We start from the raw sequence: 20,958 nt of genomic DNA, 5'->3' as shown, positions 1-20,958 counted from the left end.
TCAGTGCGCCGCCATGCCGCAGGAAATGCCTTCGTCCGCCAGCAGGCAGCTTCCATGCATGGCGCGGCTGTCGTCGCTGGCGAGGAAGAGCGCGACCGCGGCGATGTCGTCGACGCTGGAGAAGGCGCGCCCGCTCGGGGTGGCCGCGGCGATCGCCTCGACCGTCGCCGGGTCGCCGCGCAGCGCCTCGTTCATCGGCGTGGTCGTATTGCCGGGCGAGATCGCGTTGATCTGCACGCCGTACGGCGCCAGCTCCAGCGCCAGCGCCCGCACCAGCTGGACAATCGCGGCCTTGGTCGCGCAATACACCGCAAAGGGCGCGACGCCGTACACCGACGCAACCGAGGCGAGGCAGATGATCTTTCCGCTTCGGCGTGCCTTCATCCCCGGCGCCACGGCGCTGATCATGTTCCAGGCACCCTTGAAGTTGATATCGACCATCCGGTCGAAGTCCTCCTCAGCCGTCGCGCCAGCGGGGGTCGGATAGAACACGCCTGCCGCATTCAGGAGGATGTCCACCGGCCCCATGTCGCGCTCCACATCGTTGAGCAACGCAATGACCTGGCGGGAGTCACGCACATCGCAGACGTAAGCACGGGCAGTGCCGCCAGCCACCTCTATGCCGGTCACCACGGCCTGCGCCTTCGGCCTGCTGGACGAACTGACGACCGCAACATGCGCGCCTTCCCTCGCATACCGCCGTGCGATGGCTTCGCCTATGCCCTGAGAACCGCCACTGACGACCACAACCTTCTTCGCGAGCCTCATCTCAAGCCTTTGTTTGATCACAAAACATATTTATGATCACACATAGTCTTAAACATTTGATCATGGATTTCCCTTACGATCATGGATTCGAAAGAATCGCCATGACTGAACATCAAACAGCAGCCCCTGTTGGCATTGCGACCGGCGAGCCGCCGCGTCGCAAGAAGAGCAATTCCGCGTCCTTTGAACTCGCCCCGCTGCAACCCGACGCGACAGCGGACACGACCCAGAACCGCGCGTACCGGGCTCTGAAGATGGCGGTGCTGGGAGGGGCCTTCTATCCGGGAACCATCGTCACCCTGGCCAAGCTGTCGGACATGCTGGGGACCAGTGAGATGCCCGTGCGCGAGGCGCTCAAGCGGCTGATGGCGGAGGGCGCATTCGAAGCCCTGCCGAACCGGTCCGCACGGATCCCCATCCTGTCCCGCACCAGGGTGAAACAGATCCTGGACCTGCGCGTGGAACTAGAAGGCAGAGCCGCCGCGCAGGCGGCCGAACATATGTCCAGGCGCCACATCGACCAATTGGCCGCACTCGATGCCGAGATGAATCTGGCCCTGAGCAACCGTCAATTGCAGCGCTATGTCGCGCTGAACATGGAATTCCACTTCCTGATCTATAGGCTTGCCGACAACGAACCGCTGCTCACGCTGATCGAGGCCCTCTGGCTCAGAATGGCGCCGGTTGTGGCGTTCAACCTGACCCAGGTCGACGAAGCCGGCGCTGCCGCGCAATTCGACAGGGCTGGCCTGGCCCACCATGGCAACATCATCAAGGCCTTTGAGGCGCAGGACCCGCGGCGGGCCAGCGAAGAGATTCGCAACGACCTGCTCCATCCCAGCACCTTCGCCCGGTACTTCGACGAATTGCCGTCGATGCTCGACAGTCTTAAAGCCAGGGGCTGAAGCACCCCTGCGCCGCCCGGCGCATGGTGCTATGGTCGGCGCCCATGCAAGTCCTGATCGTCGAGGACGACACCGTCCTGCGCAGCACCCTCGAGCGCACCTTCTCCCGCCGCGGCATGGCCGTGCGGGTGGAGTCCGATGGCCGCGCCGCGCTGGCCGGCTGGGCCGCCGCGCCTCCCGACGTGGTCGTGCTGGACCTGAGCCTGCCCGGCATGGATGGCATGGAAGTGCTCGCCGCGGCACGCCGGCGCGGCCTGGGCACGCCCGTGCTGCTGCTGACCGCGCGCGGCACCGTCGGCGACCGCGTGGCCGGCCTCAACGCCGGCGCCGACGACTACCTGCCCAAGCCCTTCGACCTGGACGAGCTGGAGGCGCGCGTGCGCGCCCTCACCCGCCGCCGCGCCGCGCCGGGCAGCGGCGAGCCCGTGGTCGACGCCGGCGTGGCCACCGTGGGCGCGCTGCGGCACGACAAGCGCGACGGCGCCATCTACCACCGCGACCAGCCCATGGAGCTCACCCCGCGCGAGCTGGCCCTGCTGCAGGCGCTGATGGCCCAGCCCGGCCACGCGGTGGCCAAGGAGCGGCTGTTCGAGCTGGTGTTCCCCGGCGAGGCCGACGTGCAGTACGAGGCGATCGAGGTCGTGGTCTACCGCCTGCGCAAGAAGCTGGCGGACACCGGCACCACCCTGATGACGCTGCGCGGCCTGGGCTACCTGCTCAAGGCCGCCCCATGAGCGCGGCGCACGCAAGGGCGGGCGTGCGGCGCGCGGCGCGCCCGAGTTCGCTGCGCCGGCGCCTGCTGCTGGGCATCCTGCTGCCGGTGGTGCTGCTGATCGGCTTCAACACCGTCAACCTCTACCGCCAGGCGCTGGCCGCCGTCAACACCGCCTACGACCGCACCCTGCTGGCCGCGGCCAAATCCATCAGCGAGGAGCTGGACGTGCAGGGCTTCGACGAGCAGGCGGTGCTGCGCGCCACCGTGCCCTATTCCGCCCAGGAGGCGTTCGAGGCCGACAACGAGAGCCGGCTGTTCTACCGCGTCTCCGACATCCAGGGCCGGCTAATCTCCGGCTTCGAGGAACTGCCCTTCTGGCGCGGCCGCATCCCCGACCGGCCGCCCTATGCGGCGCTGGTCACGTTCTACGACGAGCACTTCCGCGGCCGCGACGTGCGCGTGGCCGTGCTGCTGCAGCCCGTGGCCAGCGCCGGCGGCCGCGCCATGGCGGTGATCCAGGTGGCCGAGACGCTGGAGCTGCGCCACACGCTGGCGCGGCAGATCCTGGTCGAGACGCTGCAGGGCCAGGCCGGCCTGGTGCTGGTGATCGCCCTGGTGGTGGTGCTCGTGGTGCAGCGTGCCACGCGGCCGGTGCGCGCGCTCAGCGCCACCCTGCAGGCGCGCCCCGAGGGCGAGCTGACCCCCATCGCCGCGCCCGACGCCCCGCGCGAGCTGCTGCCGCTGGTGGACGCCACCAACGCCGTCATGGCCCGACTGCGCCTGCTGCTGGAGCACCAGCGGCGCTTCATGCGCGACGCCGCCCACCAGCTGCGCACGCCGCTGGCCGTGCTCAAGGTGCAGACCCAGTCGGCGCTGCGCGGCGACATGCCGCCGCAGCAGGCGCTGCAGGAGATCCACGCCACGGTGGACCGCGCCACCGCCCTGGCCAACCAGATGCTGTCGCTGGCCAAAGTCGAGCAGGCGCGCCAGGAAGACACGGCCCGCGCCTGCGACCTGTCTGCCATCGTGCGCGAAATGGCCCTGGATCTGTCCCCGCTGCTGGCGGAGAAGGACCTGGACTTCTCGCTCTCCACCGTGCCCACGCCGGTGCGCGCGCACGACTGGATGCTGCGCGAGCTGGTGCGCAACCTGCTGCACAACGCCATCCGCCACAGCCCGCCCGGCGCGGCGCTGGCAGTGGCCGTGGTGGCCGACGGCCGCGCCGCCGCCCTCACCATCGCCGACAGCGGCCCCGGGCTGCCGCCCGAGCTGCAAGGGCGGCTGTTCCAGCCCTTCGCCGGCATGACGCCCGGCGGCTCGGGCCTGGGGCTGGCGATCTGCCAGGAGATCGTGAGCGTGCTGGGCGGCAGCATCGCGCTGGAGAACCGCACGCAGCATTCGCGGGTCACCGGCCTGGACGCCCGCGTGCGCCTGCCCCTGGCCGGCATGGGCGAGGCGCCGACCGCAGAGCCCGACCTTGGCTGACACGGCCAGCGCGCGGCTGGTGGACAATGCACGCCCGATGAATGCCCCCGATACGCTGCGCCTGGACAAGTGGCTCTGGAGCGCGCGCTTCTACAAAACGCGCGGCCTGGCGGTCGAAGAGATCGGCAAGGGCCGGGTGCAGGTCAATGGCGCGCCCGCCAAACCCTCGCGCGAGCTGCGGCCCGGTGACACCGTGGCGGTGCGCCAGGGCGTGCTGCTGCGCACCGTCGTGGTCCGCGCGCTCAGCAGCCTGCGCGGCCCTGCACCCGTGGCCCAGCAGCTCTACGAAGAGACCGCCGACAGCGTGCAGGCCCGCGAGCGTGCCGCCGAGCAGCGCCGCCTGGCGCCCGAACCCGCCGACACCCTGACCCAGGGCCGCCCGACCAAGCGCGACCGCCGCGAGATCGAGCGCAGCCACGACTGGAATGCGCGCTGGAGCGCCTCGCTCGACGATTGAATCCGGCGGCGGCCCCGCCCGCCGCCCTTCCCTTTCTCCGCCCCATGACGCTCAAAATCTACCTGATCGAAGACGACGAAGAAGCCCGCGACGCCATGGCCGCGCTGCTGCGCCAGTCCCTGCCCGTGGAGATCGTGGGCTTTGGCGACAACGAGCGCAGCGTCACCCACTGGCTCTCCAGCCACGACCGCGGCTGGGACCTGGCCATCGTCGACCTGCAACTGCGCCAGGGCAGCGGCTTCGCGGCGCTGCAGTGGTGCGCCACGCGCCTGCCCCAGCAGAAGGTGGTGGTCTTGAGCAACCTGGTGTCCGAGGAGGTCCGCGCCCGCTGCCTGTCCCTGGGCGCGGACGCGGTGTTCGACAAGGCCTCTGAATTCGATGCGCTGGTGGACTACTGCCGCGGGTTGGTATGAAACACCCCCAGGCTGCGCGCTTCGCGTCTTCGCCTTCCCCCTGCGAGGGGGCACATCCGGCGGCCCGGCGGAGCCGGTTCCGCGGATGTCTGCGCTTGGCCTGCCCCGCGGCCTTTCGTTTCTTTGGGTTTTATTCTCTGCAGGTGCTGCGAAGCGCAGTGGATGGTCCCCCAGGCTGCGCGCTGCGCGTCTTCGCCTTCCCCCTGCGAGGGGGCACATCCGGCGGCCCGGCAAAGCCGGTTCCGCGGATGTCTGCGCTTGGCCTGCCCCGCGGCCTTTCGTTTCTTTGGGTTTTATTCTCTGCAGGTGCTGCGAAGCGCAGTGGATGGTCCCCCAGGCCGCGCGCTTCGCGTCTTCGCCTTCCCCCTGCGAGGGGGCACATCCGGCGGCCCGGCAAAGCCGGTTCCGCGGATGTCTGCGCTTGGCCTGCCCCGCGGCCTTTTGCGCCGTTGGGCCGGCCGTCGCGCCGAGCGGCTCTTCGCATAGACGCTATTAAATAGATAGCATTCAGCCCAGATATATTCTGGGCTTCAGGCACTTTTCTTCAATATCCGGAGCCGTGCCGCCGCTACCGGTGCGCCTCGATCGGGTTGCCATACAAGGGCCGCGCGCCGAACTGCGTGCTCACCGCATAGGCCACGCCGCAGGCCAGCATCGTCGGCAGGGTGAGCTGGAACTGGTGGGTCATCTCCAGCACCATCACGATGGCCATCAGCGGCGCGTGCGTGACCGCCGCCAGCACGGCCGACATGCCGATCACCGCCAGCACGCGCGGGTCGCCGACCCAGGCCGCGGGCAGCCAGAGCAGCGCCACCTGCGCCAGCACGCTGCCCGAGGCCGCGCCCACCAGCAGCGAGGGCGTGAAGACGCCACCGATGGCGCCGCTGCCCGCGCTGAGCGCCGTCGCCAGCACCTTGGCCGCCAGCACCAGCGCCAGCATCTGCCACAGCAGTTGCCCGTGCAGCACGCCCGACACCACGCTGTAGCCGTTGCCCCAGACCTGCGGCACCGCCGCCGACAGCAGCCCCACCAGCAGGCCGCCCAGGCCCAGCCGCGCCACCGGCGAGGCGATGCGGCCAAACACCGCGCGGACCCGCTCCAGCAGTACCAGCAACGCCCAGCCCGTGCCGCCAAACACCACGCCGGCCACCAGCGCCGCGCCCAGGCTGGTGGGCAGCAGGTCCAGCTGCGGCACGGCGTACAGGGGCTGCGGCTCGACCAGCCAGTGGATCAGCGCGTTGGAGGTGGCCGAGGCGATCAGCACCGGTGCCACCGCATAGGGCACGAAGAAGCCCATCGCCAGCTCCAACACGAACACCACGCCCGCCACCGGCGCGTGGTAAGCCGAGCCGATGCCCGCGGCAATGCCGCACACCAGCAGCGCCTTGCGCTCGTCAGGCGACAGCGGCAGCCGGCGCGCCAACGTGGCCGCGAACCAGGCGGCCAGCTGCACCATGGGCCCCTCGCGGCCGATGGAGGCGCCGGTGCCCACCGACAGCAGCGCCGACACGCTGCGCACGAGGGTGGTGCGGTTGTTCAGGTCCACCCGGCCATGGCGCGCCGCGTCTATGTAGTCCAGGTGCACATCGCCTGCAGGGCCGCGCTGCGCCCAGGCACGGCCGCGTTCCAGCACCGCGCCGGCCAGCAGGCCGCCCACGGCGCCGACTAGCACCCGCTGCCACGGTGGCAGCGAGAGGGCCGCATCCACCAGGCCGCCGGTATGCCCGGTGGCCAGCCATTCGACCGCGCGTGCGAGCCAGCGAAACAGCACCGTGGCCGCCGCCGCCAGCGCGCCGACCACGAGCGCCAGCAGCCACAGCCGCAGCGTGCGCCCGGCCGGGCGGAACAGGCGAAAACGCCGCGGCTGACCGGTGTCAGGCAGTATGGGCATGGGCTCAGCCGGCCGGCTCCTTCTTGTTGCGCTCGGCCCGCGCGGCCTTTCTTGCCAGGCGCTCGGCATCCAGGCGCTGGCCTTCGGCGTGCCAGGCGGCGAACTCCCCGGGCGCCTCCAGCGTGATGCGGCCAAGCGTGGCGTTGCGGAATTCCTGGATCACGATCTCCGCCGCCTTCTGCAGGCTGACCCGGCCCTTGCCCTGCAGTGCGCCGCGCTGGCGGCCGATGGCCTCCAGCAGCTCCTCGTCCTTCAGCGCCGCGATCCGCGCCGCGTCGCCCGGTAGCCGGAAGCGCGCCTGCAGCAGGGCGGCGTAGGGCTGCTTGACGTAGTTCAGGAATTCGAGCGCCACCTCTTCCTCGTCGTAGGCATTGCGCCCCACCGCGCCGGCGGCGGCGAGCTTGTAGCCGCTCTGCGCCACGGCGATGCGCGGCCACAGCATGCCCGGCGTGTCCCACAGGTAGAAGTCGTCGGCCAGCACGATGCGCTGCTCCAGCCTGGTGATGCCGGCCTCGTCGCCGGTCCTGGCCTTGCGCCCACCGGTCAGGGTGTTGATCAGGGTCGATTTGCCGACGTTGGGCACGCCGCAGATCAGCACCCGCATCGGCTTGGCCATGCCGCCGCGCAGCGGCGCCAGCGCGTGGCAGGCCGCGGTGATCTGCCGCGCCGGCGCCGCCTGGCTGGCATCGAGCGCGATGGCGCGGGTATCGGGCACGGCGTTGTAGTGGGCCAGCCACTGCCCGGTGCGCGCCGGGTCGGCCAGGTCCTGCTTGTTGAGCACCTTGAGCGCGGGGCGCCCTGCGGTCAGCTCGGCCAGCAGCGGGTTGGCGCTGGAGCCGGGCATGCGCGCGTCCAGCACCTCGATCACCACGTCGATGTCCTTCACGCGCTCGGTGATGGCCTTCTTGGTCACATGCATGTGACCGGGAAACCACTGGATGGCCATGCGAAGCGTTCTTTCTGCGGGAAAACTCCGGAAAATACCGGCGAAGCCCAGATTCTACCTAGGCATGCCGCTATTCAATCAATAGCAAAGCGTTCCGCGCTCAGGCCAGGTTCTTGAGCAGCACGTAGAGCGAAAGCCCCGGGATGTAGTCTTCGATGAAGGCATGGTCGCGGTACCCGGCGCGCCGGTAGAAGGCAGCGGTGGCGCCGGAGAGCGACTCGATCAGGCACTCGGTGCAGCCCACGCCGCGCGCCGCCTGCTCGATGTTGAGCAGCAGTCGCCCACCCAGGCCCTGAGCGCGGCGCTCGCCATCGACCCACAGGAACTCCACGTAGAGCCGCCGCAGCTCCATGCGGCCGGATGCGCCGCCCACCAGCCGGCCGTCTTCCCGCAGCCAGCATGCCAGCGGCTGGGGGCTGCCGGCGCCGATGGAGGCGCGGTCGTGGCGGATGACGGCCGCGGCGAGCTGCTGCAGGTCCTGGGGGCTCGGGGCAAAGGAAATCTCGACGTCGTTCATATGGTTCGGGCGGTCTCCCCGCCCGGGGATATTCGCGCCTGGCCCGCAAATTCTCCGTATCCAAAATGCGCCTGGACATAAATTCTTCGTAAATTTCCAGCATTCCCGCCGGGGCGGCTGCCTGAATTTATGAGAAATTTACATCGCCGGTCTTGCGCAGGATTACAGTGGCGGCTTCAGAACGGCCGAATACCTCTGTGGACTCCATTTTTCAGGACATAGGCTTCATTCTCATCGTGGTGCTGGGCTTCGTGGCATTCTGCCAATGCGGACAGCGGGCCATGGACTGGTTCGATGCCCGCGCCAGGCGCAGGATATTCTTGCCCACTGAAACTTCCAAACGCAGGAAATAATCGTGGACTCAAATCATCTGGTGGTGGTGGAGAAACTTTCCGATTTCCGGTGGAATGACGCCGACATCGAAATCACCACGGCCGAAGCCTTTATATCGGGCGGCTCCCGAATACGCAAAAGACCGGGGAAGGTAATCAACCTCTGCCGCAGCTACAGTTATCTGAGTATTGGTTATTACTGCTCGCTGCTGGCCGAAGCGCGCGGAGACCGGGTGACTCCCAGCGTGGAGACCATTCTCGATCTGCAGCGCAAGAAGCTGCAGGCGGTGTCCCTGCCTTCGCTCAACCGGCTGGTCGGGCCGCTGAAGGAAGTGCCGAAGTCGGTCAAGAGCCTGACCCTGCACGTGTTCTTTGGCGAGATCGAAGATCCGCAGCTCGCGGCGCTGGCGCGCAGGAGCTTCGAGATATTCCGTTGTCCGCTGCTCGAAATCGAACTGGAGCGCCTGGAGACCTCCGACGGCTGGCAGGTATCGGCGCTGCACCCGCTGGAGCCCAGGGACGTGGGCCCGGAACGCGACGCGGCCTTGCTGCGCGGCCTGTCGAAATTCACCCGCCGCGCGTGGAAGCCCGTGGCGCGGCCGCGCACCTACCGCATGGACCTGGCCATCCTGCATGACCCGAAAGACCCGCTGCCGCCCTCCAGCCTGGACACGCTGCAGCACATTGCCGACATCGCGGAGTCGATGGACATCTCGGTCGAATTGATCGAGAAGAAGGATCTCTCGCGCCTGACCCAGTTCGACGCGCTGTTCATCCGCGAAACCACGGCCGTCTCGCACCACACCTTCCAGTTCGCCCGCATGGCCCAGTCCGAGGGAATGCCGGTGATCGACGACCCGACCTCGATCCTGCGCTGCACCAACAAGGCCTTCCTGGCCGAGCTGCTCAAGGAAAACGGCGTGGCCACCCCCAGGACCCACATGCTGAGCCGGCAGAGCATGGCGGGATTCGGCGCCGAACTGGCCTTCCCCGTGGTGCTGAAGGTGCCGGACGGAGCGTTCAGCCGTAGCGTCAAGAAGGCCGAGGACGCGCAGCAGTTGCAGGCGATCGCGCAGGAGATGCTCAAGGAGTCCGACGTCATCCTGGTACAGGAATTCATGTACACGCCGTTCGACTGGCGCATCGGCATCCTCGATGGCCGGCCCCTTTTCGCGGCGCGGTACCACATGTGCCGGGACCACTGGCAGATCATCCAGCATTCGTCGGACGGCCAGTCCGTCGAAGGGCACGTCGATGCGATCCTGCTGGACGAGGTGCCGCCCGCGGTGCTGCGGGCCGCCTGCCGCTCGGCCAGCCTGGTGGGCGACGGGTTCTACGGCGTGGACATCAAGGTCCACGAGGGCCGGCCCTTCGTCATCGAGATCAACGACAACCCCAATCTCGACGCCGGCGTCGAGGACGCGCGCGAAGGCGACAACGTCTACCGCAAGATCCTGAGGACCCTGCTGGAGCGGTTCGAATCCCGCCGCGACCTGCCCAAGGTGCAGGGCGCCGGCGCCGCCAAGCTGGTCGCACCCGGGCCTGGGGCGGGTGGGTCGCCGCCGCAGCGCATCGGCGCTCCCGCCGCGCAGGCCGTCGCACATGCGCCGGGCCGCACGCCCCTCCACAGCGCCAGCAAGGGCGTGGTCCCTCTGTTCGGCGCAGCGTGAGCGCGCGAGGCAGGCCATGGATCAGCCGCGCCCGACCCCGCCGAGCCTGCGGGCAGCCACGGCGCAGGATGCCGCCGCGCTGGCGCAGCTCGAGAACGAAACCTTCGCCGGCGACCGGATTTCCCTGCGCAGCTGGCATCGGCTGATCGCCAGCGATTCGGCCACGGTCATGGTCGCCCGCCTGGGCGGACGCATCGCGGGAGCTTCGGTGCTGCTGTGCCGCAGGCGCACCTCGGTGGCCCGGCTCTATTCGATCGCGGTGGCCGCCGCGGCCCGCGGCCGGGGCGTGGCGCGCACGCTGCTGGAGGCCGCGATCAAACGCGCGCGCGCCACCGGCGCCTCGGTGCTGCGCCTGGAAACGCGCCATGACAACCACGCTGCCCAGGCCCTGTTCGCGCACCACGGCTTCGTGCAGTTCGAGCGCCGTGCCCACTACTACGAAGATGGCGCGGATGCGCTGCGCCTGCAGCGCTCCCTGTGGAACATCGCCACCGCGCCGCAGTCGGCCGCCCTGCGCACGCCCTACTACGCGCAGACGCTGGACTTCAGTTGCGGTCCCTGCGCACTGCTGATGGCCATGGCGGCGCTGGAGCCGGGCACCCGGATCGACCGCACCGCCGAGATCCGCCTGTGGCGGGAGGCCACCACCGTCTTCATGGCCGCGGGCCACGGCGGCTGCGGCCCCTTCGGCCTGGCCATGGCGGCGGTGCGGCGCGGCTTCCATGCCCAGGTCTACGCGCCAGCGGGCACGCGCCTGTTCATCGGCAGCGTGCGCGACCCGCGCAAGAAGGAGGTCATCGAACTGGTGGAGGCGGACTTCCGCGCCGAGCTGGAGGCCACCGCCGCGCCGGTGTTCAGCGCGCCGGTCTCGCCCGAGCGGATCGCGAGCCACCTGCGGCAAGGCGGCGTGCCGGTCGTGCTGATCAGCCTCTGGCGCCTGCACGGCGAAAAAGGGCCGCACTGGGTGGTGGTGACGGGCTTCGACGGCGCGGTGTTCCGCATACTCGACCCGATCGCCACCACCGCGCAGGACGACCCAGGCATATCGATCAGCGTGGACGAGTTCAGCCGCATCGCGCGCTACGGCCGGCACCGGCAGACAGCGGCCGTGGTGCTCTACAAGCAGGACGCTCGGGCATGAACACCCACTACGTACTGCTCGACGGCCGTGCCGCCATTGCAGCACCCGGCCAGACCCCGGATGTCTCGCTCTACGAAGCGCCGCACGCCGATGAGCAGCGGGCCGCCATCGCGCAACTGGGCATCGATGCACGCAACCTGGCCGGCGCGCTGGACGCCGACGAACTGGCGCGCGTCGATTTCGCGCCCGGTTGCCTGTCGATCATCTGGAAGCAGCCGCAGAACGTCTCCGTCGCCGCGCAGTTGCGCTTCGACGTCGGCTCCATGGGCCTGTTCCTGCGCCAGGGCCGCCTGGGGGTGGTGACCGACGGCAGCGTTCCCGTGCTGGCGGCGCAGAACTGCCAGGGCTGCGGCAGCGGAAGCGACGTCTTCCTGCACCTGCTGGACCAGACCGTGCAGCACTACCTGGGCCACCTCAAGGCGATCAAGCAGATCACGGCCGAACTGGGCGACAAGATCACCAGTTCGACGGAAAACCAGTACCTGCTGCAGATGCTGGCGCTGGGCGAGAGCCTGATCTACTACATCGACGCCATCGAGGCCAACAGCGCCGTGCTGGCCAAGCTGCAGGCCCACCTCGACCGGCTGGACTTCACGCTGGCGCAGATCGAACTGCTGAACGACGTGGCCATGGACAACCAGCAGTGCGCGCGCCAGGCCCGCATCCACAGCGAGGTGGTGTCCGGCCTGATGGATGCGCGCGGCACGGTCATCGGCAACAACGTGAGCATCCTGCTCAAGAAGCTGACGCTGATCAACATCGTCTTCCTGCCGCTCAACCTGATCGCGGGCATCGGCGGCATGTCCGAATTCAGCATGATGACCCAGGGCATCGACTGGCGCATCTCCTATGCCCTGTTCGCCATCGGCATGCTGGCGCTCGGCTGGGGCATGTGGCATGCGCTGATCCGTGTGCTGGAGAAGCGGCAGGCGCGCCGGTAGCGCGCGGCGCCGCTGGCTGCATCGAATTTTCAGAAATTTCCGTAAGTACAGCGATCCGCGCGACAATCCGCGCATGGCGTCCTCCACCGAACTCCCTCCGCTGAACCGCCAGTTTGTCGCCCACTTCGGCGAAATGGGCAGCAAGTGGGGCATCAACCGCACCGTCGGGCAGATCTATGCGCTGCTGTTTCTGTCAGAGCGCGCGCTCAACGCCGACGAGATCGCCGAGCTGCTCGAGTTCTCGCGCTCGAACGTCAGCATGGGCCTGAAGGAACTGCAGGCGTGGCGCCTCGTGCACCTGCGGCATCGCGCGGGCGACCGGCGCGAATACTTCGAGGCGCCGGCGGACGTATGGGAAATCTTCCGGGTGCTGGCCGAGGAGCGGCGGCGGCGCGAGATCGAACCCACGCTGTCGATGCTGCGCAACGCCCTGCTCGAGTCGCCGACGAACGACGCCGAGCGCCACGCCCAGGCGCGCATGCGCGAGATGCACGACCTGATCGACCGGCTCATGAAATGGTTCGACGACGTGCAGCGGCTCGCGCCCGAGACCGCCATGCAGCTCATGGGCATGGGCGCGACCGTGACCAAGGTGCTGACGCTCAAGGACCGGATCACCGGCGGCGCGTCGAAAAAGAAAAGCCCCGCGGCCGACTGACGCTGCCGGCACGCGGGAACCCGGGGAAAGAGCGGCTCGCGCCGCCCTGAGGGCTTACAAACGCTCCTGCCCCTGCGACGACTCAGGCGTTTCGAGCTTGGCCTTGCGCACGGCGTCGTCGTCCATGAGTTCGTACCACATGGCGTTGAGCACGGCGAATGCGGCTGCCAGCGGCAGGCCGAGGATCCAGGCGAAGTACCACATCTTTTTTCCTCCGTTCGTTCAGTAGGCGTGTCCGCTCTCGTCGCGGATGGCTTGTTCGTCGACCTTGCCCCAGAGCACGTGATAGACCCAACTGGTGTAGGCCACGATGATGGGAATGAAGAACGCCGTGACCACCAGCATGATGAACAGCGTGAGATGGCTCGACGACGAATCCCACACCGTGAGGCTGGCGCGCGGGTCGATCGACGAGGGCAGGATGAACGGGAACATCGACGCCCCCACGCTCAGGATGATGCCGGCGATGCCCAGCGCCGCCGTCGTCAGCGCGAGCACCGGGCGGCGCAGCGCGAGGCCCAGCAGCGCGCCCAGGGCGCCGACGAAGCCGGCCACCGGGGCCGCCAGCGTCCAGGGGTGCGCCGCGTAGTTGGCGGTCCATGCGCCGGCGTGCAGTTCGACGGTCTTGAGCATCGGGTTGGACGGCCCCACCGTGTCGATCACGCTGCTGATGCGGTAGCCGCCGATGCTCGCGCCCAGCAGAACGCCGGCCAGCGCATACAGCACGATGGTGAGCACCGCGGCGACCATGCCGCAGGTGCGTGCACGCTCGGCGACCGGGCCGGCGGTCTTGAGCAGCAGCCACGCCGCGCCGTGCATCACCAGCATGGCCACCGACACCAGCCCGCACAGCACCGCGAACGGATTGAGCAGGCCGAAGAAGCCGCCGTCGTAGAAGATGTGCATGTCGGCGTTGAAGCGGAACGGCACGCCCTGCAGCACGTTGCCCACGGCCACGCCGCAGATCAGCGCGGGCACGAAGCCGCTGAAGAACAGCACCCAGTCCCAGCGCGCGCGCCATTGCGGCGACTCGCGCTTGCTGCGGAACTTGAAAGCCACCGGCCGCAGGATCAGCGCCGTGAGAATCACGAACATCGCCAGGTAGAAGCCCGAGAACGACACCGCGTACAGCTGCGGCCACGCCGCGAAGACCGCGCCGCCGCCCAGGATCAGCCACACCTGGTTGCCTTCCCACACCGGCCCCACGCTGTTGATGACGACGCGGCGCTCGATGTCGTTGCGCGCCGCAAAAGGCAGCAGCATGCCACTGCCCAGGTCGAAGCCGTCGGTCACGGCGAAGCCCACCAGCAGCACGCCGATCAGCAGCCACCAGATGAAGCGCAGGGTGTCGTAGTCGAGGAGTGTGTGGAGGGTCATGCTGCGCTCCCGGTGGAAGGCGAAGGAATGGCCGCGCCCGCGTGGGCCGGTGGAATGTGCGAGAGCGTGTCGCCCTCGTCGGGCGCATGCTCGGCTTGAGGCCCCTTGCGGATGGCCTTGAGCATCAGCTTCATCTCGATGATGAGCAGCGTGGTGTAGATCGCGATGAAGCCCGCCAGCGTGAGCAGCAGCGTCTTCACGCCCAGGTTGGACACGGCCACCGCGGTCGGCAGCACGCCTTCGATCACCCACGGCTGGCGGCCGAACTCCGCCACCAGCCAGCCCGACTCGATGGCGATCCACGGCAGCGGAATCGCGAACACCGCGATCTTCAGCAGCCAGCGGTAGCTGTCGAGCTTGCGGCGCGCCGACAACACGAAGAAGGTCGCGGTCAGCACGATCAGCAGCACGCCGATTCCCACCATCACGCGGAACAGCCAGAACAGCGGCGCCACCTGCGGCACGGTGTCCCATGCGGCCTTGGCGATCTGCTCGTCGGTGGCCTTGCGCGGATCCTCCACGTAGCGCTTGAGCAGCAGCGCGTAGCCCATGTTGATGCCGTTGTCCTCGAATTCGGTGCGCACGCCCTGCGTCACCTTGGCCGTTCCGCCGGCCTCGCGGATCTTCTGCAGAGCGTCGTAGGCCTTGATGCCTTCACGGATGCGGGCCTCGGCGCGCTTGACGAGTTCGTCGATGCCGGGCATCACCGTGTCGAGCGAGCGCGTGCCGATCAGCCCCATGACCGCGGGGATGTGGATGGCGTAGTGGGTCTCGCGCGCCTCCTGGTCGGGAAAGCCGACGACGGTGAAGGCCGCGGGCGCCGGTTGCGTTTCCCACATGGCCTCGATGGCGGCGAGCTTCATCTTCTGGTGTTCGCCGGAGAGGTAGCCGCTCTCGTCGCCGAGCACCGCCACCGACAGCGCGGCAGCCAGGCCGAACGAAGCCGCGACGGTCATCGAGCGCTTGGCCAGTTCGAGATGACGGCCCTTGAGCACATACCAGGCCGACACGCCCAGCACGAACACGGCGGCGCACACATACCCCGCCGACACGGTGTGCACGAACTTGGCCTGCGCCACCGGGTTGGTCAGCACCGCGGCGAAGTCGGTCACCTCCATGCGCATGGTCTGGGGGTTGAAGGCCGCGCCCACGGGGTTCTGCATCCAGCCGTTGGCGATGAGAATCCACAGCGCCGAGAAGTTGGAGCCGATGGCCACGGCCCAGGTGGCCGTCAGGTGGCCCACCTTCGAGAGCTTGTCCCAGCCGAAGAAGAACAGCCCGACGAAGGTCGCCTCCATGAAGAAGGCCATGAGCCCTTCGATGGCCAGCGGCGCACCGAAGATGTCGCCGACGTAGTGGCTGTAGTAGCTCCAGTTCATGCCGAACTGGAATTCCATCACGATGCCGGTGGCCACCCCCATCGCGAAGTTGATGCCGAACAGCACGCCCCAGAATTTCGTCATGTCGCGCCAGATCACGCGCCCGGTCATCACGTAGACCGTCTCCATGATGGCGATGATGATCGAAAGCCCGAGCGTCAGCGGCACGAACAGGAAGTGGTACAGCGCCGTCACGGCGAACTGCAGGCGCGATAGCGCGACGATGTCGAGATCCATGGTGGCTTTCCTTTGTATTCCCTGTTTTCTTGGCTTTTGAGCTCAGTCGGGGCGCAGGCTGCGCAGCGCCGTGTCGAACGCTTCGCTGCCGCGCCGCAGGTCGGCCACGACGCGGCCCTGGCGCATGCACACGAGCCGCTCGGCCAGCGCGGCCTCGCGGCGCAGGTGGGTGGCGATCAGCAGCGTGCGCGGTCCGGCGTGCTGCGCGAGGCGCCGCAGCACGTCGTGCGCGACGGCCGCGTCGAGCGCTTCGGTGGGTTCGTCGAGCAGCCACAGCGGCACGGGGCGCAACAGCAGGCGGGCCAGCGCGAGCCGGCGGCATTGTCCGCCCGAGAGACCCAGGCCGCCCTCGCCCAGGCGTGTGTCGAGTCCCGCCGGCATGGCGCGCACGTCGGCCTCGAGGCCGGCGGCCTGCAGGGCGGCATGCAACTGCGCGTCGGTGGCGTCGGGGTTGGCCAGCCGAAGATTCTCGCGCAGGCTGTCCTGGAACAGCTCGGTGCGCTGGGTGAGCAGGCAGGCGGGCTGCGCGCTGGCGCGGCCGGACTGCGGCGCGATCTCGCCGGCGATGGCGGCGAGCACGGTCGACTTGCCGGCGCCGCTGGCACCGACCAAGGCGACGCGCTCGCCCGGCGCCAGGGTCAGCGAGAGATCGCTGAACACCGCGGTGCGGCTGCCGGCGTGCGCAAAGCCGACGCGCTGCAGGATCACGGCGAAGGCGTTGTCGTGCGGGCGCTCATGGGCGGCGCCTTCGGCTCCGGCCATGCGCGGTGCAAGCCGGCGCACGGCCAGCCAGGTGCGGCCCGCATCGAGCGCGCCCCGGCGCAGGGCGGCGAAGGGCTCGGTCGCGGTGAACGCCACGAGCAGCGCCAGCGTGGCCGCCGGTGCGCCAATGGCGCCCTCGCCCACCAGCGCGCCCACGGCCAGCAGCACGCCCACCAGCGTGACGGTACTCGCGCTGCCATAGGCGAAGCCGGCGGCGGCTTCGAGCCGGTTCAGCGCGAGGTCGGCCTGGGCGAGGCGCTGGTCGGCGTGCATCACCGCGTCGCGCTGGGCCTCGATGCGGCCGGCCATCACCAGGTCGGCCTGGCCCGCCACGAGGTCGACCGCGCGCGCGCGCAGGGACTCGATGGCATGGGCGCGCCGCAAGGACGGCTGGCGCGCGCGCCATGCCACGACACAGGCGATGCCCCAGCCCACCAGCGCCAGCCACAGTGCCAGCGCCAGGCCCATGCCAGCGTGCATGAAGCCGAGCACCGCGCCGGCCAGCAGGGCGGCCCCCAGCGCCGCGGCGGCCGGCACGAACAGGCGCAGGTAGAGCGACTCGAGCGCGTCGATGTCCGAGGTCAGGCGAAACAACAGGCGGGCCGGACGCATGAGCAGCGCGCGCGCGGCGCCGGCCTGGGCCCAGCCACGGAACAGCCGCACCCGCAGCGTCGCGAGCACGGCGAAGGTCGCATCGTGCGTCACGAGGCGCTCGCCGTAGCGCGACGCGGTGCGCCCGAGCGCCAGCAGGCGGATGCCGGCCGAGGGCATGAACACGTCGAAGGTGAACGCGGTAGCCGCATGCAGGCCGGCCAGGGCGGTCGCGGTGATGAACCAGCCCGACAGGCCCAGCAGTGCCATTGCGGCGAGCACGGTGACGGCCGCGAGCAGGCAGCCCAGCAGCAACGGACGCGGCTGCGCTGCGAGGAAAGGGCGCAGCACCAGGCGCAGATCGCGCCAGTTGGAGGACGAAGACGAGGCGCCCTTCATGCGGCCTGCTCCATCGTTTCCTTGCCGAGGTGCACCGTGCGGTGCATGCGCGCGGCGAGCACCGGGTCGTGCGTGGCGACGATCAGGGTCTTGCCGCGCGCCAGCGTGACCAGCGCGTCGGCCACGCGCTCGGCGGTCTCGGTGTCCAGGTGCGCGGTCGGCTCGTCGACCAGCAGCAGATCGGCCTGCGCATGCACCGCGATGCGCGCGAGCGCGAGCCGCACCGCCTCGCCACCCGACAGGCCGCTGCCGCCCTCGCCCAGCGCCGCGCCCGGGTGTGCCTGCGCCACCGGTTCGAGCGCGGCCAGGCGCATCGCAGCCGTGACCTGAGGCGCCTCCACGCCTGCGCGGCCCAGCGCCACGTTGGCCTGCACCGAACCGGCGAAGACATGCGGCGCCTGCCCCATCCAGGCCATGCGCTGGCGCAGGCCGGCTGCGGTGTGCTCGCCGAGCGTCACGCCGCCGATCACGATGTCGCCGCGGCTGGCCGGAATCAGCCCGGCGATTAGCGACAGCAGCACCGTCTTGCCGCAGCCGCTCGGGCCGCTCAGCGCGACGTGCTCGCCAGCGGCGACGCGAAGCTCGAAGCCGTCGAAAACCTGCTGCCCTTCTTGCGCCCCTGCCGGCTTGCCGGGCCAGGAAAAATGCAGCTGGTGCAGCGCCAGCGCAGCGCCCTTCCCGCCCACTGGCGCGCGCGTGAGCACGGCGTTCGCGCCCGGCAGCGGCAAGCTGTGGCGCTGCAGCCGATCGAGCGACTCCCTGGCGGCTTCACCCGCCGCCCGGTCGTGCCACACGGCCGAGAGTTCGCGCAGCGGCTCGAAGAAGGCCGGCGCCAGCAGCAGCACGAAGAGCCCCTCGCCCAGGCTGAGTTGACGCCCCCAGGTGCCGAAGCCCAGCGTGCCCAGCAGATGGAAGCCGACGTAGGCCGCCACCATCGCGACGCCCAGCGCCGAGAACAGCTCCAACACCGCCGACGAGAGAAATGCGATGCGCAGCACCGCCATGGTCCGCCGGCGCAGCGACTGCGCGGCGTCGCCCAGGCGCTGCGCCGTGGCGTCCACCGCGCCGAGCGCGCGCAGCGTTGCCAGGCCGCGCAGCCGGTCGAGCAGGAAGGCGTTCATGCCGCCCATCTCCACCATCTGCGCCTCGCTCGCGGCCTTGGCGCGCCAGCCGACGACGGCCATGAAGATCGGAATCAGGGGCGCCGCGATCAGCAGCACCAGCGCGGCAACCCAGGAGAAGGCGGCCACCGCGCAGAGGATGACCAGCGGCACCACCATCGCGCGCCAGCGCGCCGGCTGGTAGCGCACCAGGTAGGGCACCAGCGCCTCGGCCTGCTCGGCGAGCATGCTGGCGGCCTCGCCCGAGTGCGCGCGGCTGCGGTCGAGGGGGGAACCGGCGGCCAACGACTGCACCGCCTGCGCGCGCAGGGCACTGAGTTGCGCACGCGCGCGAACAAAGGTGCGGCGCGCGCCCCAGGCCTCGCAGCCCGCACGCAGCAGGCCCAGCACCAGGATGGCGGCAGCCGGCCACAGCACCGCCGCGAAGCCCTGCCCCGACGCCAGCCCCTGGACCGCCAGCCCGAGCAACGCGGCCTGCGGCAGCCAGAACAAGGCGGCAGCGCCCTGCACCACCCCACCCACGTCGGGCGACGTGAAGGCATGGAACGGCGACCGGGGTGGTGGCTTGTTCATTACTCTTACGTATTTTCAGTAATTACTGAAATTTGAACAATCATACCAAAGCCGAGATGCCCGGGTTGCCATGCCGGTTGTCCGTGGCGCGCACGCGCCGCCCGCAGCACAGGAAGCCCAAGGCAACGAAAGACCGCGGAGCAGGCCTGGCCTGCGCGGACATCCGCGGAACCGGCTTTGCCGGGCCGCAGGATGTGTCCCCTTGAGGGGGAAGGCGAAGACGCGAAGCGCGTAGCCTGGGGGTGTTTCATTTCAGCTATTCACTGCGCTGACTTGCCACCCGCAGCGCGCGAAACACAAAGGAACGAAAGGCCGCGGAGCAGGCCATGCGCAGACATCCGCGGAACCGGCTTTGCCGGGCCGCAGGATATGTCCCCTTGAGGGGGAAGGCGAAGACGCGAAGCGCGTAGCCTGGGGGTGGCCCCGTCTCACCCCACAGCCCCGCCCTCCCGCAGCGCGGCGATGGCTGCGGCGCCATAGCCCAGCCCTGCGAGCAGTTCGTGCGTGTGCTCGCCCAGCGTGGGGGGCTGCAGGCGCACGCCCAGGCGCTGCCCGGCCATGTTGAAGGGCAGCAGCGCGGCCTGGGCCGTTTCCCCCGCGCGCGCGCCGTCGGGCAGCCGGATGTCGGCCAGGCCGCCGGTGGCCTGCAGGTGCGGGTCGTCGAACAGCTCTTCGGGCTTGGCGATGGGCGCGAACGGCAGGCCGCGCGCCTCGAAGATGTCCGACAGTTCCTGCACCGTGAACGCAGCCAGCCGCGCCCGCAGCATGGGCATCATGGTGGCACGCGCCTGCACCCGCAGGTTGTTGGTGGCCAGCGCCGGGTCGGCCTTGAGGTCGGCAAAGCCGAAGGCGTCGCAGAAGATGGCCCATTGCGCGTCGCTGACCGCGGCCAGGAATATCTGGCCGCCGTCCTTCACCGTGAACACGTCGTACACGGCCCAGGCCGAGATGCGCTCGGGCATGGGCGCGGCGGCCTGGCCGGTGATGGCGTACTGCAGCATGTGCTGGCCGACCAGGAACACGTTGTTCTCGAACAGCGCGGACTGCACCTCCTGCCCCACGCCCGTACCCATGCGCTGCATCAGCGCGCCCAGGGCACCGATGGCGCCGAACATGCCGCCCATGATGTCGTTGACGCTGCTGCCCGCGCGCAGCGGGTCGCCCGGGCGGCCGGTCATGTAGGCCAGGCCGCCCATCATCTGCACGACTTCGTCCAGCGCGGTGCGGTGCTCGTAGGGGCCGGGCAGGAAGCCCTTGTGGCTGACGTAGACCACGCGCGGGTGGACCCGGCTCAGCGCGGCGTAGTCCAGCCCGTACTTGGCCATGGTGCCGGGCTTGAAGTTCTCGGTCACCACGTCTGCGCTGCCGCAGAGCCTGTGCGCCACCTCCAGCCCGCCGGGCGTGCGCAGGTCCAGGGCGATGCTCTTCTTGTTGCGGTTGAACATGGGGAAGAAGCCCGCACCCGCCCCCAGCAGATGGCGGGTGCGGTCGCCCTCGATCGGTTCGACCTTGATCACCTCCGCGCCCATGTCGGCCAGCACCATGCCGCAGGTCGGTCCCATGACCATGTGGGTGAATTCGACGACGCGGATGCCTTGCAGCGGCAGGCGGCGGGGAGTGTCGGTAGGAACGGTGTCGGTGGGGGTCATGCGGGGATGGCAGGTTCGGTCGGGTTCAGTC

The 20,958-nt window shown here is 69.4% G+C and carries 19 protein-coding genes; 9 read left to right on the top strand and 10 right to left on the bottom strand.

The window, feature by feature from the left end:
* On the bottom strand, positions 1-768 hold the full coding sequence (locus JHD63_RS00390; RefSeq protein WP_198968675.1) for an SDR family NAD(P)-dependent oxidoreductase: 768 nt from the start codon (positions 766-768) through the stop codon (positions 1-3).
* Positions 769-830: 62 nt separating this feature from the next.
* Here JHD63_RS00390 and JHD63_RS00385 point away from each other — a divergent pair, with 62 nt between their 5' ends.
* From JHD63_RS00385 to JHD63_RS00365, 5 genes are read left to right on the top strand one after another with little or no spacing between them, the layout of a single operon-like run.
* Positions 831-1,673 carry a GntR family transcriptional regulator gene (locus tag JHD63_RS00385; RefSeq protein WP_198968674.1) on the top strand — a complete coding sequence of 281 codons (843 nt, stop codon included), beginning with the start codon at positions 831-833 and terminating at the stop codon, positions 1,671-1,673.
* 44 nt (positions 1,674-1,717) lie between these two features.
* On the top strand, positions 1,718-2,407 hold the full coding sequence (locus tag JHD63_RS00380) for a response regulator (protein WP_198968673.1): 690 nt from the start codon (positions 1,718-1,720) through the stop codon (positions 2,405-2,407).
* Complete coding sequence (locus JHD63_RS00375) at positions 2,404-3,873, top strand: sensor histidine kinase (protein ID WP_198968672.1); 1,470 nt, start codon at positions 2,404-2,406, stop codon at positions 3,871-3,873. The genes JHD63_RS00380 and JHD63_RS00375 overlap by 4 nt, the downstream gene beginning before the upstream one ends.
* 37 nt (positions 3,874-3,910) lie before the next feature.
* On the top strand, positions 3,911-4,330 hold the full coding sequence (locus tag JHD63_RS00370) for an RNA-binding S4 domain-containing protein (protein WP_198968714.1): 420 nt from the start codon (positions 3,911-3,913) through the stop codon (positions 4,328-4,330).
* 44 nt (positions 4,331-4,374) lie between these two features.
* Complete coding sequence (locus JHD63_RS00365) at positions 4,375-4,743, top strand: response regulator (RefSeq protein WP_198968671.1); 369 nt, start codon at positions 4,375-4,377, stop codon at positions 4,741-4,743.
* Between the two features lie 568 nt (positions 4,744-5,311).
* Here JHD63_RS00365 and JHD63_RS00360 read toward each other — a convergent pair.
* The 3 genes from JHD63_RS00360 to JHD63_RS00350 form a co-directional block, all read right to left on the bottom strand.
* Positions 5,312-6,634, bottom strand: a complete 1,323-nt coding sequence (locus tag JHD63_RS00360) for a chloride channel protein (protein ID WP_198968670.1) — start codon at positions 6,632-6,634, stop codon at positions 5,312-5,314.
* A gap of 4 nt (positions 6,635-6,638) precedes the next feature.
* Positions 6,639-7,580: a ribosome biogenesis GTPase YlqF gene (ylqF, locus tag JHD63_RS00355; protein ID WP_198968669.1), complete on the bottom strand. Its 942-nt coding sequence runs from the start codon at positions 7,578-7,580 to the stop codon at positions 6,639-6,641.
* Between the two features lie 100 nt (positions 7,581-7,680).
* Positions 7,681-8,097 carry a GNAT family N-acetyltransferase gene (locus JHD63_RS00350; protein ID WP_198968668.1) on the bottom strand — a complete coding sequence of 139 codons (417 nt, stop codon included), beginning with the start codon at positions 8,095-8,097 and terminating at the stop codon, positions 7,681-7,683.
* Positions 8,098-8,452: 355 nt separating this feature from the next.
* On the opposite strand from JHD63_RS00350, the gene JHD63_RS00345 reads away from it, so the two are divergent.
* The 4 genes from JHD63_RS00345 (at position 8,453) to JHD63_RS00330 (ending at position 12,839) form a co-directional block, all read left to right on the top strand.
* Complete coding sequence (locus JHD63_RS00345) at positions 8,453-10,099, top strand: RimK family protein (protein ID WP_198968667.1); 1,647 nt, start codon at positions 8,453-8,455, stop codon at positions 10,097-10,099.
* A 16-nt stretch (positions 10,100-10,115) separates the two neighbouring features.
* Positions 10,116-11,240, top strand: coding sequence for a peptidase C39 family protein (locus tag JHD63_RS00340; protein WP_198968666.1), 1,125 nt, complete (start codon positions 10,116-10,118; stop codon positions 11,238-11,240).
* Positions 11,237-12,181, top strand: coding sequence for a magnesium transporter CorA family protein (locus JHD63_RS00335; protein ID WP_198968665.1), 945 nt, complete (start codon positions 11,237-11,239; stop codon positions 12,179-12,181). The genes JHD63_RS00340 and JHD63_RS00335 overlap by 4 nt, the downstream gene beginning before the upstream one ends.
* A 73-nt stretch (positions 12,182-12,254) precedes the next feature.
* Positions 12,255-12,839 carry a GbsR/MarR family transcriptional regulator gene (locus tag JHD63_RS00330; RefSeq protein ID WP_198968664.1) on the top strand — a complete coding sequence of 195 codons (585 nt, stop codon included), beginning with the start codon at positions 12,255-12,257 and terminating at the stop codon, positions 12,837-12,839.
* 54 nt (positions 12,840-12,893) lie between these two features.
* Here JHD63_RS00330 and cydX read toward each other — a convergent pair whose 3' ends face one another.
* The 6 genes from cydX to JHD63_RS00300 form a co-directional block, all read right to left on the bottom strand.
* Complete coding sequence (gene cydX, locus JHD63_RS00325; protein WP_081267010.1) at positions 12,894-13,043, bottom strand: cytochrome bd-I oxidase subunit CydX; 150 nt, start codon at positions 13,041-13,043, stop codon at positions 12,894-12,896.
* Between the two features lie 18 nt (positions 13,044-13,061).
* Positions 13,062-14,216 (bottom strand): cytochrome d ubiquinol oxidase subunit II, encoded by a 1,155-nt coding sequence (gene cydB / locus JHD63_RS00320; RefSeq protein WP_198968663.1) that lies wholly within the window; start codon positions 14,214-14,216, stop codon positions 13,062-13,064.
* Positions 14,213-15,832, bottom strand: coding sequence for a cytochrome ubiquinol oxidase subunit I (locus JHD63_RS00315; protein ID WP_198968662.1), 1,620 nt, complete (start codon positions 15,830-15,832; stop codon positions 14,213-14,215). Before JHD63_RS00315 ends, cydB begins: the two co-directional genes overlap by 4 nt.
* 42 nt (positions 15,833-15,874) lie before the next feature.
* Positions 15,875-17,584 carry an amino acid ABC transporter ATP-binding/permease protein gene (locus JHD63_RS00310; RefSeq protein ID WP_198968661.1) on the bottom strand — a complete coding sequence of 570 codons (1,710 nt, stop codon included), beginning with the start codon at positions 17,582-17,584 and terminating at the stop codon, positions 15,875-15,877.
* Positions 17,581-19,278 (bottom strand): thiol reductant ABC exporter subunit CydD, encoded by a 1,698-nt coding sequence (gene cydD, locus JHD63_RS00305; protein WP_198968660.1) that lies wholly within the window; start codon positions 19,276-19,278, stop codon positions 17,581-17,583. Before cydD ends, JHD63_RS00310 begins: the two co-directional genes overlap by 4 nt.
* Before the next feature lie 428 nt (positions 19,279-19,706).
* Positions 19,707-20,927 carry a CaiB/BaiF CoA transferase family protein gene (locus JHD63_RS00300; protein WP_198968659.1) on the bottom strand — a complete coding sequence of 407 codons (1,221 nt, stop codon included), beginning with the start codon at positions 20,925-20,927 and terminating at the stop codon, positions 19,707-19,709.
* Positions 20,928-20,958 lie beyond the last annotated feature (31 nt).

The organism is Xylophilus sp. ASV27 (assembly GCF_016428875.1).
GTDB lineage: Bacteria > Pseudomonadota > Gammaproteobacteria > Burkholderiales > Burkholderiaceae_C > Xylophilus.
The sequence above is the reverse complement of the archived record's forward strand: the minus strand, read 5'-3'. Positions and strand labels throughout refer to the sequence as shown.